General features: G+C 38.3%; 15 protein-coding genes and 1 tRNA gene. 12 read left to right on the top strand and 4 right to left on the bottom strand.

Annotated features, from left to right (window positions below; all coding sequences use genetic code 11):
* The first annotated feature begins 2 nt into the window (after positions 1–2).
* The 7 genes from AAHF87_RS02140 to AAHF87_RS02110 all read left to right on the top strand — a co-directional run bounded on the left by AAHF87_RS02140 (position 3) and on the right by AAHF87_RS02110 (position 7,418).
* Positions 3–623, top strand: coding sequence for a type IV secretion protein IcmC (locus tag AAHF87_RS02140; protein ID WP_342146699.1), 621 nt, complete (start codon positions 3–5; stop codon positions 621–623).
* A 117-nt stretch (positions 624–740) separates the two neighbouring features.
* Positions 741–1,094 (top strand): type IV secretion protein IcmD, encoded by a 354-nt coding sequence (locus tag AAHF87_RS02135; protein WP_342147859.1) that lies wholly within the window; start codon positions 741–743, stop codon positions 1,092–1,094.
* Between the two features lie 246 nt (positions 1,095–1,340).
* Positions 1,341–1,754 (top strand): type IV secretion protein IcmD, encoded by a 414-nt coding sequence (locus tag AAHF87_RS02130; protein WP_342146698.1) that lies wholly within the window; start codon positions 1,341–1,343, stop codon positions 1,752–1,754.
* Between the two features lie 3 nt (positions 1,755–1,757).
* Positions 1,758–2,354 carry a type IVB secretion system protein IcmJDotN gene (icmJ, locus tag AAHF87_RS02125; protein WP_342146697.1) on the top strand — a complete coding sequence of 199 codons (597 nt, stop codon included), beginning with the start codon at positions 1,758–1,760 and terminating at the stop codon, positions 2,352–2,354.
* 10 nt (positions 2,355–2,364) lie between these two features.
* Positions 2,365–5,388, top strand: coding sequence for a type IV secretion protein IcmB (locus tag AAHF87_RS02120; RefSeq protein WP_342146695.1), 3,024 nt, complete (start codon positions 2,365–2,367; stop codon positions 5,386–5,388).
* 66 nt (positions 5,389–5,454) lie between these two features.
* Positions 5,455–6,045, top strand: coding sequence for a hypothetical protein (locus tag AAHF87_RS02115; RefSeq protein WP_342146693.1), 591 nt, complete (start codon positions 5,455–5,457; stop codon positions 6,043–6,045).
* On the top strand, positions 5,973–7,418 hold the full coding sequence (locus AAHF87_RS02110; protein ID WP_342146691.1) for a hypothetical protein: 1,446 nt from the start codon (positions 5,973–5,975) through the stop codon (positions 7,416–7,418). Before AAHF87_RS02115 ends, AAHF87_RS02110 begins: the two co-directional genes overlap by 73 nt.
* Before the next feature lie 5 nt (positions 7,419–7,423).
* Here AAHF87_RS02110 and AAHF87_RS02105 read toward each other — a convergent pair whose 3' ends face one another.
* Positions 7,424–7,837: a putative toxin-antitoxin system toxin component, PIN family gene (locus tag AAHF87_RS02105; protein ID WP_342146690.1), complete on the bottom strand. Its 414-nt coding sequence runs from the start codon at positions 7,835–7,837 to the stop codon at positions 7,424–7,426.
* Positions 7,834–8,094 (bottom strand): AbrB/MazE/SpoVT family DNA-binding domain-containing protein, encoded by a 261-nt coding sequence (locus AAHF87_RS02100; protein ID WP_342146688.1) that lies wholly within the window; start codon positions 8,092–8,094, stop codon positions 7,834–7,836. The genes AAHF87_RS02105 and AAHF87_RS02100 overlap by 4 nt, the downstream gene beginning before the upstream one ends.
* A 126-nt stretch (positions 8,095–8,220) precedes the next feature.
* Between AAHF87_RS02100 and AAHF87_RS02095 the strand changes: the two genes are divergently transcribed.
* A complete protein-coding gene (locus AAHF87_RS02095; RefSeq protein ID WP_342146686.1) occupies positions 8,221–8,373 on the top strand; it encodes a hypothetical protein in 153 nt (50 codons plus the stop codon).
* 35 nt (positions 8,374–8,408) lie between these two features.
* Here AAHF87_RS02095 and AAHF87_RS02090 read toward each other — a convergent pair whose 3' ends face one another.
* Both AAHF87_RS02090 and AAHF87_RS02085 read right to left on the bottom strand, forming a co-directional pair.
* Positions 8,409–8,675, bottom strand: a complete 267-nt coding sequence (locus tag AAHF87_RS02090) for a BolA family protein (protein ID WP_342146685.1) — start codon at positions 8,673–8,675, stop codon at positions 8,409–8,411.
* The gene (locus AAHF87_RS02085) at positions 8,672–9,211 is read right to left on the bottom strand and encodes a septation protein A (RefSeq protein WP_342146683.1); all 540 of its coding nucleotides are present in this window, start codon (positions 9,209–9,211) and stop codon (positions 8,672–8,674) included. The genes AAHF87_RS02090 and AAHF87_RS02085 overlap by 4 nt, the downstream gene beginning before the upstream one ends.
* Before the next feature lie 196 nt (positions 9,212–9,407).
* Between AAHF87_RS02085 and AAHF87_RS02080 the strand changes: the two genes are divergently transcribed.
* The 4 genes from AAHF87_RS02080 (at position 9,408) to AAHF87_RS02065 (ending at position 14,225) form a co-directional block, all read left to right on the top strand.
* On the top strand, positions 9,408–10,034 hold the full coding sequence (locus tag AAHF87_RS02080) for an L-threonylcarbamoyladenylate synthase (protein WP_342146681.1): 627 nt from the start codon (positions 9,408–9,410) through the stop codon (positions 10,032–10,034).
* Between the two features lie 135 nt (positions 10,035–10,169).
* Entirely contained in the window at positions 10,170–11,540 is a 1,371-nt protein-coding gene (gltX, locus tag AAHF87_RS02075) for a glutamate--tRNA ligase (RefSeq protein WP_342146679.1), read from the top strand.
* A gap of 147 nt (positions 11,541–11,687) precedes the next feature.
* Positions 11,688–14,051, top strand: a complete 2,364-nt coding sequence (locus AAHF87_RS02070) for a hypothetical protein (RefSeq protein ID WP_342146677.1) — start codon at positions 11,688–11,690, stop codon at positions 14,049–14,051.
* A gap of 98 nt (positions 14,052–14,149) precedes the next feature.
* Positions 14,150–14,225 (top strand) — tRNA-Ala (locus tag AAHF87_RS02065).

The following is a 14,225-nucleotide window of genomic DNA, read 5'->3' as shown; positions in this document are numbered from 1 at the left end:
ATATGCGTTTATTTGAAGGTAACATCAATTTAATGAAAAAGCAGTGGAGAAACGCTCTCTTTCTGCTGTGTTGTTTGTTGCTCAGTGGATGCAGTAAGGGGATTGATTACCCCAATATTGAACACATGCTGCTAACCGTGACGGATCAATTTCCTAATATTTACCGTTTGATTACCGCCTTAGCCTATTTGATGGGCATCGCTTTTATTTTTCGAGGAGTCTATCAGTTAAAGGTGTATGGCGATCTGCGGACCATGATGTCGGTACAAACTAACTTTAAAGCCACTATGATGGTTTTTTTTGCGGGTACAGCACTGCTTTATGCGCCGACCGCCTTTAAAAGCATGATGTTATCGACTTTTGCGACGACTTCGGTGGAAGATCCAATGAGTTATGCGCCGGCTACGAGTCTGTCGACATTATTAGCTTCGCGGGCAGTTTTGCTCTTTGTTCAATTAATAGGTACTATCTCGTTTATTAAAGGCTGGGTGAGCTTAACCCATGTATCGAATCCCAATGGTAGAAGTACCATGGGTAAAGCCGTTACGCATATAGTCGCGGGTCTTTTAGCGATTAATATCGAAGGTACAAAACAAATGCTAGAAGCTAGTTTTGGTATGTGAGTAGAGTGGTTCAATATTATAATTAGTATGCTTGGAGAGAATAAAATGAAGAATAAATTGCGGAAAACTAAGCTGATACAACGCAGCGTGTCTAGCTTGGGCCAATTATCCCTATGGATGAGTGTCTATTTTTATACGAGTTTAGCACTCGCTGCTGATTCAAATGACGATAATTTAGGTAAGGTGGCCAGCACGATTACTAGCTCATTTGGTCAATTAGCTAAGTTGATTACTGCCGGGGCGTATATGGCGGGAATTGGTTTTTGTATGGCTTCGATGCTGAAGTTTAAAGCGCACAAAGATAATCCTACGCAGATCCCGATAGGAACGCCCATCGCGTTACTGTTTATTGGTGCCGCACTGATATTCTTACCGAATATATTCAAAATTGCCGGTTACACGATTTTTGGTGGAACCAGTGGAGCAGGTGGTACGGGCGGTGTTACAGGTCTTCCAGGAGGGGATTTGTAAAGCAACCTTGGAAAACTATATGAGTTATAGGGTGTTTAGCTATAAACACCCTTAACTTATTTTTTATCCTAGGAGTTTGTTGCTGAAGATCATGCTAAAGTTTTCATCCGTTATTGCGAGCATATAGAATAGGATTCGTCATTGCGAGCACCGCAGGTGCACGGCAATCTAGACATTCGTTCACCATGACGGTGATTTTTGCGATATTCTCCTGAATAGAAGAATGATTTAAGGATTAAAAAATGCATGAAGAATAAAAAAATGGTTTTGGTTAAAAAATTAAGTGTCCAGCGCTTAATGTCCTTACTAACGGTGATGTTTTTTACCAGCTTGAGTTATACCGCGGTGAGTAGAGCCGATGTAATGACCTTAGGGGATATGGCTTTAACGATTACCAAATCGTTTGAGGGTTTAGCCAAACTGATTACCGCCGGTGCTTATATGGCGGGGATTGGTTTTGTAATGGCCTCGATGCTGAAATTTAAAGCGCATAAAGATAATCCAACGCAAATTCCGATAGGAACGCCTATCGCTTTATTATTTGTAGGATCAGCGTTAATTTTTTTACCGCATATATTTATTATTGCCGGTTACACGATTTTTGGCGGGACCAGTGGCGCAGCTGGAATTTCGGGTACGACTGGATTGCCGGGTCTTTAAACGATGTATCCAATTAAATTAAATGTAAATCCTCATGGCTGGCGCCTGTTTATGCAACGTAAGTTGGATCGGCGCTTTGAGGAATTTAGTCAAAAAATTTGGCAGCGAGATGAATTTACGTGTCAATTTTGTGGCTTACAATCAAAAAAACATCAAGAGGTAGTTAATTTAGATCAAAATTATCATAACAATAAATTATCTAATTTAGTTACCGCTTGTAGTTTATGTACACAATGCTTTTTTTTAGAATCAGTTGAAACCTATGGCGGAGGTAATTTAATTTATTTGCCGGAAATAACGCAAAATCATTTGAATGGTTTTTGTCATTTGGTGTTTACGGCGATAAATAATGAAACCAAATATAAAGAGACCGCGCAAAATGCTTATCGAAATTTAAAGTTACGCGCTCAGGTTTTAGAAGATGAGTGGGGTGCACAACTGCAGGAGCCTGCAATTTTCGGTCAACTCATCATAGAATCTGAAAATAAAGGTTTGCTGGACAAGAAAATTTTTAGCGCTATACGTTTATTGCCTTCGCGCGCAGGGTTTAGGTATCAGAGTACAGAGTGGTCACGTTCAATAACAACACTTTTACAATAAAAAAAATTGCATGGCTAAATTTCTAGATTCATTTTTAGATGGAATAGATTCCTTCCTAGCCTGGTTGAGTACCTCACTTAAGCAGACGGTGGAATCCTATTGCGATTTAGAAACCGCCGATAGTCCTAGCGTACTCGTCGCCCATGACGGTTCGCTCATTTCAGTGATTCAGATTGTGGGTGTGACACAACTGATAGGAACCACTGAATTTCAGCGCATGCACGAAGGATTAACCCAGACCTTGCAAACCGCACTTTCGCGTTCAGGTCATGCTTTGCAAGTGTTATTTCAATACGATAGGCAAATGGTTTCCGAGCTACTAAAAGAAATTTTAGAGCCTGGCAAGCAAACCAGTCAACGCTTAAATTTAGACTTAAGTGATTTATTTGCCGAGCGAACTAATTTTCTGGCGAAACACTGTGCCTCAGAAAGTGTTTATTTTGTTTGTTGGACGCGTCCGACAAGCTTAACCACAGAACAATATCAGCGCTCAAGCAAAGATAAACTAAAATTTATTCGCGAAAAGAAAATTCTTCCTTCCATATTGACACAAAATGTTATTGCGGCTATTCCTGATTTACGCGACACGCACGATGCATTTATCCGTTCGATTCGCCATGATTTAGCGGATTTAAATATTGCTGCCAACTTATTGGAAGTACATGATGCGTTGCATGCGATACGTTCGGTAGCTGATCCTGCTTTTACTGATAAAGATTGGCGCCCGGCATTACCTGGCGATAAAATTTCACTGAAAGAATATGATCGCTCGCGCAATACTATCTCCGATGTGCTGTGGCCTTCATTGGCGCGCCAAGTATTACCGCGTGATGCCGAGAATTTGGATTTAAGGACCGTTCGCTTTGGCGATAGAATTTATTCTTGTGTGTTTATTGATTTGTTACCGAAAGAAATAAAAACCTTTAATTCCTTACTACAACGTACTTTGTCGGCAAGAATTCCCTGGCGTATCTCATTCTTTATCGAAAGTGATGGGTTACGTACTATAAAATTACGATCGGTATTGGCTTCTATATTAAGTTTCTCATCGGCACAAAATCGCTTACTGAGTGATGCAAATAATTTATTACAATATGTGGCTATTAATACCGATGATGCGGTGGTGAGATTACGCGTAGCCGCATGCACGTGGGCACCCGAGGGACAAATAGGTTTATTACGTACGCGTGCTGCAGAGTTGGCGAAAGCTATCGAAGGCTGGGGTTCTTGCGATGTTTCTGAAGTTTCTGGCGATCCATTTGGCGGTCTTGCTTCAACATTATTAGGTATATCCGCAGAAAGTGTTGCAACACCGACAATACTGCCGTTTTCGCAGGTCGTGTATATGTTACCGATTACCCGACCGGCATCACCCTGGAAAACCGGTGCTCAATTATTCCGTACTCCTGATGGGAAGCCTTGGCCATTTCAACCGGGCTCTAGCGAACAAACCACGTGGATCGATCTAATTTACGCACGTCCTGGTTCAGGAAAATCCGTATTATCCAATACGTTAAATTTGGCATTGTGTTTGGCGGGTGGTTTACAACGTTTACCACGTATTGCCATTATTGATATTGGTCCTTCGAGTAGCGGCTTAATTTCTTTATTGCGCGAGGCATTACCGTTTGCGAACCGGCATTGGGTGGCGTATCACCGTTTACGCATGACAGCGGATTATTCGATTAATCCGTTTGATACACAGTTGGGTTGCCGTTATCCGACACCGCAAGAACGTAGTTTTTTAGTGAATTTTTTAACCTTATTAACTACGCCCTTAGGCGCGGTAAAGCCCTATGATGGTATTTCTGACATGGCTGGATTGGTTATAGATGAGCTTTACAAAAATCTATCGGATGAAGGTATGCCGTATCCTTACACCGCGGGCATTGAACCCTTGGTCGATGGGATATTAGAAGAAATGAGTTTTATTCCTGATCAGCGTACCACTTGGTGGGAAGTCACCGATGCCTTGTTTATTTCTGGATTCCCACATGAAGCGATGTTGGCACAACGCTATGCGATGCCTTTGCTGGCTGATGCCGCCGCCATTTGTCGTACCCCTATCATTGAAGATTTGTATGGAAAAATAACCGCGCCGACCGGCGAGAGTTTAATTAATGCATTTTCCCGTATGATTTCTGGCGCCATACGCGAATATCCGATTCTATCGCGTGTGACGCGTTTTGATTTGGGCGAGGCGAGAATAGTCTCATTAGATCTAGATGAAGTCGCAAAAAGCGGTGGCGATGCATCGGATAGACAAACCGCTGTTATGTATATGTTGGCGCGTTATGTACTTGCGCGACATTATTATTTGAGTGAAGAGAACTTAAATGATATTGCTAGCCAATATCGTGATTATCATAAGCAACGTATTGCTGAGTTGCGTGAAGATCCTAAACGTATTGTATTTGACGAATTTCATCGTACCTCAAAAGCAAAAGCAGTGCGTGATCAAGTGATCGTGGATATGCGTGAAGGTCGAAAATGGAATATTCAAATCGCGTTACTCTCTCAATCCTTAGATGATTTTGATGAAGTCATGGTTGAGTTCGCCACCTCTATTTATATTATGGATGCAGGTCCTGCACAATCAGTGGAAAAATCCGTAGAAACCTTCGGCTTATCACCCACTGCTAAAATTGCATTGCGTACGCGTGTGCACGGTCCACGTGAAGGTGGTGCTACCTTCCTCGCGCAATTTGCTACAAAACAGGGCATGAATACGCAATTACTGACCTTAACCTTAGGTCCTGTCGAATTATGGGCGTTTAGCACTACGGTAGAAGATGTGAGTTTACGTAATCGACTTTATCATCATTTAGGACCAGTAGAAGCACGACGCGTATTAGCACGCTTATTTCCCAATGGCAGTATCAAAAAATTGGTAGAAAGACGTTTAGCGAGCATAAAAGAAGATCACGGTGTTATCACTGAAGATTCTTGCTTAGGAATCATTGAACAAATTGCCGAAGAAATTTTAGTTAATTACCGTAAAGATCCGGAAGTGTCTGCACTTGCTGTCACTTAACGGTGTTTAGCGATCTGTTGATTTAAAACATAACTCAAAGAACATTAACAACAAGGATGAGTCGATATGACGAGAGACAATCAGGAAGATAGTTTTGATTTTTTACAAGAAGATGAAGTCAGCAAATCGAAACAGGAGGTACTCAACACTATCCGTTTTGGAAATAATAGTTTAGATAAACAATTTAAACGCGATATTGAATTAATGAGTTTAGCGATCGTGCAATGCGGTCCGTCAGAGCAAGATAAAATGAAAGCAGATACGTTGTTAAAAGGTATGTTGTTGTTATTTTTTGGTAAGGTTTGTTATCGGCATAAGTCCGATCAGCTTTTTTACCATCTTGAAACTTTAAACGCCTATTTTAAACATACTACATTAACTCATTTTCCTATTGCCGCCATTTTACTGCATGGCAGTCGCATATTGATAGAGTTTCCTAGCGGGATAGCGCGCGAATTTGTGGATTGGTTTATTATCGACAAGAGTAGTTGGCGTTATTTGGCGACGCATGGTATTAGTGCACTAACCGAACCTGAAGTTATACCTAAAAATCTCAAAGATAAAACATCCTATCCAGGAGTTAAATGTTTAAAAGAAGAAAAAGTCAATGGCGCACACAGGCGATTAATTTATTGTCGAATTCCATTTCCGGATTAATGGCCAACGCTTATTTTGGTTTCTCAGCGTGTGCACCCTTACCAGACAAGATGGATATTGCAGAACATTATGGGATCGATTTAGCGTTGGGAGGCGTAGGTAATCAACATTTTGCTTCAAAGAAAATTATTCAAAATAATGGTGAGCATGGCCATTTATACATTAATTTTTACCAAGGTTTGACTGAGAAAAAGCAGTCTGGATTATTATTAGGTATAGAACAATCCGCGCCAGGAAAACCTGATCAATATGGGGGAGAACATGATTTAAGCGCCAGTGATAAAGCATATAGTGCTTCCGGAGGGGATTTTTTTTGCAAAAAACCGACACTATTGGAAATTTATCAAAAAGATTATCGAGGATTAACCGTTCTTCCTTTCGCTAATTATTATGATAGTCTTTGGAACTTTATCACCGAAGAAACCTTTAATTTAATTAAAACTAACTTTGAAAAAAGTAAATGTTTGTTAGGCTTATTAACAAAAGAAAAAAGTCTCGCCTTTATTAATCAAATCCTAGCTGCTCCGGGTGGAGCAAACCAACAAGACTTTGATCAATTATTTGATTATTATTTCGAAGAAATTCCACAAGTCAAATTAAAAGTTAAAAAATCTAGTAAAGTGCAGGATAATTTAAAAGCTTTGCAGCAGGTTGTGCAGCGTTTAAAAATTGAAAATAAGCAACTAAAAGACAGCATCAATGCTGATTTTCTTAATATGAAAACTGAAATGCAATTAGGAAAAAATACTATAAACAAGCAATTTCAAGAATTAACCGCTATTAGAGAATATTTACAAAACTTAAGCATTGAAAAAAATAATTTGGATATAAAGTTACAGGAGTGGTCTGTTGAATTAATCCATCTGCGCGACCAAGAAGTTAAATTACAGGTTGAGAACAACAAGTTATTAATTAGCTTGGCACAATGCTTTATGCAAGACGTGATCTTGCAGATGGGTTGGTCAGCAGATAAATCCCAGAAGAAAAAGATCTTAACAGGCTTACAGCAAAAAACTCAGCTAAATGAGATGAATACCGAACAATTAACTTTTTTGTTAAAAAACTTTATCAGTGTCAGTTTAATGAATCGCTATTATTTCAAAGGAGAAACGCATACCGCTAAAGCAAGTTTGTCATGTTTAAACTCGCCGCAATATCAGTCTTTAGCGTTACTTTTACAAGTTGACAAAAATGCACAATACCAGGATTTATTAGGTTTAGTGTCTGATAGCGATGCGAAAAAAGAATATTTTATTTCAGCAAAATACAAAAAGAATCTGTATCGTTTTTATCAAAAACCGGACTCGAAAAAAATTCAACTCTCAAATGATAAATTTAGCTTAGCGATGCAACGCATAGTCTATATGCCGTAACTTATTCAGGTAGGGTTCAAATATTTTTTTACAAATTCAATAGGATTAATAATTTCAATATCTTTATACCCATTTACGCTCAGTAAATCGTTATCGCCACTAACAATCAATTGGCAATTTGCTGCCAAAGCGACGGCAATAAATTTGTCATCATCAGAATCACGTGAAATAGGTGTTTTCAACTTTATTGGTGTGAAAAGTTCACTGTCTCTTATCATCAAATTAATAAAAGGTGCTATATCAACGTTAGGGTATTTTTTGGCTAAAATATCACTTACTCTACAATATTCATCTAAAATTTCTAAAGAAGATACAATTTTGAGTATTTTCTCGTGCCAAGCATTCAAAATTTTTGCAGGAGTACCTGACCAAAATATTCCAGAAATGAAAACATTCGTATCTAAGATAAGCTTAATCATTTTTTACGTGCTTTTTTAATGGCAGCACTGACAGATGCTTTTGTTAGGCCTGCTCTTTTTACCGCACGGCGTGTTTTTTTAATTAGGGAGTGGTATTCGCTTTGTTCAGGGGGAAATATAGTTTTTAAAATAACAACACCTTCCTCTGCTATTACTATAAATCGATCTCCCGTGTGAAGACCCATTTGTTCTCTAATTTCTTCAGGAATGACTATTTGGCCTTTAGATGATAATCTAGTGGTCGCTAATGTACTCATAATTGCTCCTTGTATTCTTACCAGTAAGAATGATTATAATGAAATAAAGTTTATTTTTCAAATTCTTAATATTTCTGCCAATCGGAGAAATGCTGGTCAAACTTACCGGAGGATAAAGAAACTATCATGACATTTGCACAACTACTTGAAGAAAGAGGCCGTAAAGATGAGCGCCACAAAATGGCTAAAAACCTTTTAGCAGAAGGCTTGTCTTTAGATTTAGTAAGGAAAGTCACCGAACTCTCGGATTTGGATTTAGTTGAATTGGAAAAAGCTTAAATGATAGGTCCGAGTATGAAGGGTATTAATTGCATCTACGGAATGATTTCTATTCTTAAGGCATGAATCTCACTGCCCATGGTATCACCGAGTGCTGCATAAATAAGCCGATGGCAGTCAACTAAAGATTTATTTTTAAATAGAGGTGATGAGATCTGCACAGCAAAATGACCAGCACCTTCTTCAGCGTGCCCTATATGCTGATCACCTTCATCAATCACTTCCAAAAATGTCGTCGCGAGTGCCTGATAGAGTTTTTTGTGTATTGTGGAAGCGGTATCGAGTGTAAGGTTATTTTTCATGTTTTTTCATCAGTTCGAATATATCGCGCTAAATAAATAGCTTGCACGATTATAAATACAAACGTAATTCCCAACAAGCCGAATAACTTAAAATTTACCCAGGTATTGGTATCAAACGTGTAAGCGACCCATAAATTAATTCCGCCCATTAAGGTGAAAAAGATGATCCAATTTCTATTTAAAGAGGACCAAAGGTGTACGGGTAGGACAATATTCGTTTCTAACAGATGTTGGATTAAAGGTTTTTTACCAAAATATTGAGTCACTAACGCGCCACAAGCGAGTAACCAGTAAAGGGCAGTGGGCTTCCATTTTATAAGTAATTCATTATGCAACAACAGAGTCCCGCCCCCAAAGAAGAGGATGAGGACTAAGCTAATAAGCTGTATACTAGGTACGGTACGGTGCTTTATCCAGTAACTGATTACTTGTAACAAACTGATAATAATAGCGGCTGCGGTTGCTACATAGATGCCAAAAAGCTTGTAAGCAATAAAAAAGACAACTATAGGTAGAAAATCGACGAGTAAGTGCATTGAATGAAGGTAGTAGAGACTCGATACACCTTAGTATACTCACAGTAATAGGATTTTTGTCAAGTGCTGTGTCCTTGCAGCAATCCGGTATAGTCAATATGTACATGAGAATTGCGAGTTAGCGGCAACACTGACAAAAAATCAAATGCGAAGAGTATATATAACAGTATGAGTTGTTTAGAAAAGGGTTAGCAATGTGAGCCAGTTTCTCAAGATCCATCCGGAAAATCCGCAGCTGCATTTAATTCGGCTTGCGGCGAATATGTTGATGAAAGAAGGAGTCATTGTCTATCCGACAGACTCGGCCTATGCCTTGGGCTGTCAATTGGGTAATAAAAAAGGCATACAACGCATTAGACAGATACGTCAGTTAAAGGACCAGCATTGCCTGACCTTACTCTGTCGCGATATTTCGGAAATGGCGCTGTTTGCTCAATTAGAAAACCCTATTTTTCGTTTAATAAAAGCCAATACGCCGGGTCCTTACACCTTTTTGTTACCCGTCACTTCACAGGTGCCACGCTATTTAGTCAACGCTAAACGTAAAACCATTGGTATAAGAATTCCTGACAATAAAATTGTGCATGCGCTTATGGAGATGATTGATCAACCCTTAGTGAGTACTACGTTGATTTTGCCCAATTCGGATTTACCTTTAATAGAACCTGAAGCTATGTGTGATATTTTAGGTAAACGCATTGATTTAGTGATAGAGGGTGGTTTTTGCGGTTTAGAGCCGACGACAGTCATCGATTTATCTACTAATACGCCAGAAATTATTCGTTGCGGTAAAGGGGATATTAAACCGTTTCAATCCATTTGATATACTCTTCGCACTTGATATTGTCTGTGTTACCGTTCAAATCGCAATCCTCATGTATAACCCATACATTCCGGTTGCTCATCTTTGCGGCGCCGTGACAAATCCCCTTGCTGTGAGTATAAAAAAGGTTAATTTATGAAAGTTCGTACTCGTTTCGCACCCAGTCCCACCGGTTACTTGCATATCGGCGGTGTTAGAACAGCGCTATATGCTTGGTTGTACTCAAAAAATCAGCAAGGCCAATTTATTTTACGTATAGAAGATACTGACACCGAACGATCCACCGCAGAGGCAACGGATGTCATTTTGCAAGGTTTGCAATGGTTAGGTTTGAATTATGACGAGGGTCCGATCTTTCAAAGTCAGCGTTTACGCCGTTACCAAGAAGTCTTAGAGAAGTTGTTAACGGAAGGTAAAGCTTATCGTTGTTATTGTTCTAAAGAACGTCTAACTGAATTACGCGAAAAGCAACTTGCCGAACACCAAAAACCACGTTATGACGGTCATTGTCGAGATAGAACATCAATATTTCTGGATCAAAGTTACGTAGTGCGCTTTCGTAATCCGTTAAATGGTGAAGTGGTCGTCGATGATCAAGTGCATGGGCAAGTTGTTTTTCAAAATAGCGAATTAGATGATTTAATTATTGCGCGCAGTGATGGCTCGCCGACGTATAATTTTACGGTTGTCGTCGATGATAGTGATATGCAGATTACGCATGTGATACGTGGCGATGATCATTTGAATAATACGCCCAGGCAAATCAATATATTATTGGCATTAGGTGTCCATATGCCAGTCTATGCTCATTTACCGATGATTCTAGGCAGTGATGGTAAAAAACTTTCTAAACGTACCGGTGCGGCGAATATTTTAGAATATCGGGATCAAGGTTATTTAGCGGACGCCGTTTTAAATTATTTGGTTAAATTAGGCTGGTCACATGGTGATCAAGAAATTTTCTCCCGCAAAGAAATGATAAGCTATTTTGATTTGCAGCATTTAAATAAAGCACCCGCTGCGATTAACCCAGATAAACTCATTTGGCTTAATCAACATTATTTAAAAAACGATGACGCAAACCAAATTGCCTCGTTATTAGCGAAAGAATTTCAGCGTTTAAATATTCACACGCAAAAAGGGCCAGACTTAATTGACGTAGTGCTTTTACAGCGTGAACGAGTCAAAACATTAACTGAGATGGCCGAGAAAAGTGCTTATTTTTATTTGGCACCTAGTTTGGATAAGCAAAGCATTTCAGCCGATATAATCGCGATATTAAAAGTTTTGCAGGCTAGGTTTCAAGCATTGGCTGTTTGGACGGACGAATCCATACATAACGTACTGATCGAAACCGCTACTGAACTTTCTTTAAAATTAGGTAAAGTGGCTCAACCTTTACGTTATGTTATGACCGGCTCAAATATATCACCACCCATTAATGCAACCTTACGCGTGTTAGGAAAAGCAGAAGTTTTACACCGTATAAAACGAGCGTTAGATTGAAGCCAGTGTGTGATCTTCATATTACTCCATAATTATATTCTTTAGCCCTTTAATATTTATTTTTTTTAAATTAATTTAATTATTTTAATTGTAAAAAAATAAAAAAAATGCTGTAATAAATAAATGGGAAAATAAAATGGAGTTTATATGATAATGATGCAAAAAAAAGCTGATTTCTCTTCATGGCCGATTTCTAAAAGTTTAAAAGCTTTATTATTAAAACAGGAAAAATGGATTGATTATTTTTCCGTTTCGCCGAATACTTTGTCTATTATTTTAAATACTTTTTATGAACAAATTAAATCCGTCGATTTTTTTTCTCATCCTTCAGAAACTAATTTATTTTTTGAATTTCTAAGAAAATTTGTTGAATCTAAACCGCAAAACGATAATGTGTTGAAAGAGTTTAGTCAAATTACCGCTGAAATTCTGGACAAACTAAGTTTAGAATCTCGTTTCGATAGCCAGCAAGAAAAGGTAGTGATTCATTACCTTAAGCTATTAGCGTTGATGTTAGAACCTGGTTATCGCTATCTCTTTGAAAAAGCTGAAATTAGTATTTGGACTAATGATTTTCAAAAGATTTCTAACCGATCGTTTAACTCGTCTGAACTTTTATCAAATTTTCGCAATACTTTGCAGTTAAGTTTTCAATCCAGGTCGTTTATTAAAAATTATCCTGCTTTAATACGGACTATTAATGAGTTAGCTTGTTCATTAGATAAAACCCACGTTGATTCCAATGAACTGGCGGCGATGAAATTGTTTGATACCTTAGGTGTATTGGATCATACTTTAAAAACTAGCCGCATTTGGAGTGTAAAAGTCAATCACGCCACGATAAAACAATCAATACAAGATACGCGCAATGTACTTTATGATCAATTCAGACCGTATGTAGAAGAGAATTTCTTGAAATACATATTTTATAAATCTTTTTTAGCACAAAGTTACCCCAATTCAACTAATCTTACCGCGTTATGTGACAGCAAAAATTATCGAGCGCAATGTAAGTCCGATTATATCCGTTATAAGGATAACTATAGCTGTGCAACGGATCAATTATCTCATTTTTCCATAGATATCAAAAATAATAACTGTTCTAAATCAGATTTGGATCGTTTGTGCGTTGCCATGAGAAATGTAGAATCCTTTGTTTCTTGGATGGAAGAATTTGGATTTGAACTTAACTATAATGCCAGTGAATATGTGTTACATTTAGCTGATTCCAAAAAGAATTTTTTAATCGATAAATTTATTTTTGAACGTGACGATCCTCCAGAAGCATCCCATACTGTTTTAGCCACATACTTTCCTCCTGAAAAATTCAGTTCTAACAATACTTTATTAGGATCGACCTATACTTACGTGACTGAGCTTTCAGCGCTGAATCATGAATATATTCATCATTTATATGCCCTGTTTGTCAGGGATCTTGAGTTAGATTTGACGTTGACGGAAGGAATTGCTGAATTATATGCAGGTGGTATTTGTCCAAAGAGACAGATCAATGATCTTAGAAATTTTGTAAACGATACGTTTATTTTTGAATTTTTAAAAGCGCGCAGATATCCTTTTTATTTTAATGCACTTAAATGGGTCGGTTATTTAATCAATGAAGATCCGGAATTATTTAAAATTCTAGTCAATTATTTGCAAAAAAATGATTTGGAAGGTTTTTATACCCATATCGATAGCTTCATCGGTAATACTTCAAATATTGACAAGTTTGTGGTTTGGTCGAATCAGCAGGTTAATCTCTGTAATCAGTATCTTAATTTCTATCCAGACGCGCATGAACAGGCATTTATTTATTTAGATTCCATCAAACCATTGTTAAATCTATCAGAAACGCCTTCCTCACCATTGCCAGTATTTCATTCATCTAGAAGAATGGTTAAAAGAAGTTTGAATTCAGCAAATAATGCCGGAGTTGACGAATTAAGCAAGGCATGGCCTTTGTCATTATGGTCATTAGGGGGCGGATTTTTTTCAGCGGGCTTGAATGATGTAGGCCTAGCGAATAAAGAGAGTTGTCCTTCTCTGACCGCGTATATTAATTATGGATTTAGACCTTTTGTGTTTGCATCAGTCAATGCGGGTTTAAATAGTATTTTGTTCGATGAAACGGCAGAAGTAGAAGAAAAATTTGCCCGACTTTTTAGCTATTGGGTAATGGGTAGCCTTGGCGTTATCATAGGTCAACCGCTGACGCAAAAGATGGCTGAAAAAATTCACAATAAATTAGTTTGTTTTTTTGTGCAATCGCTTACTTGGGCCATGTTATGGAACCCTAGTTTATTTATAACGGCAGATAGTAAAATTTTACCTATGCTTTTTCTGCAGTTACTCCAGGGAGTACTTTATAAAATGGGCGAGGAAACCTATCAGTTCACTAAGCGCGCGTGTAATTATACCAGCAGTTTTTGGTATAGAAATGAATTGCCGTTAGCAGTTACTGAGCAGAACCTAAATGATGAGGAAATTAAACAGATAGCTAACAGTCTTTAGCCAAACTTATTACTAAACTAGCTATATTGTGCATTGTTGTGGCTTAGCACTCAATTCGCAGTTGACAGCGTTTTGTGCTGCGGTAAAATGCTGAGCACGGGGCTATAGCTCAGCTGGGAGAGCGCTTGCATGGCATGTAAGAGGTCAGCGGTTCGATCCCGCTTAGCTCCACCA

The organism is Rickettsiella endosymbiont of Aleochara curtula (assembly GCF_964030935.1).
Taxonomy (GTDB): Bacteria; Pseudomonadota; Gammaproteobacteria; order Diplorickettsiales; family Diplorickettsiaceae; genus Aquirickettsiella.
The sequence above is the reverse complement of the archived record's forward strand: the minus strand, read 5'-3'. Positions and strand labels throughout refer to the sequence as shown.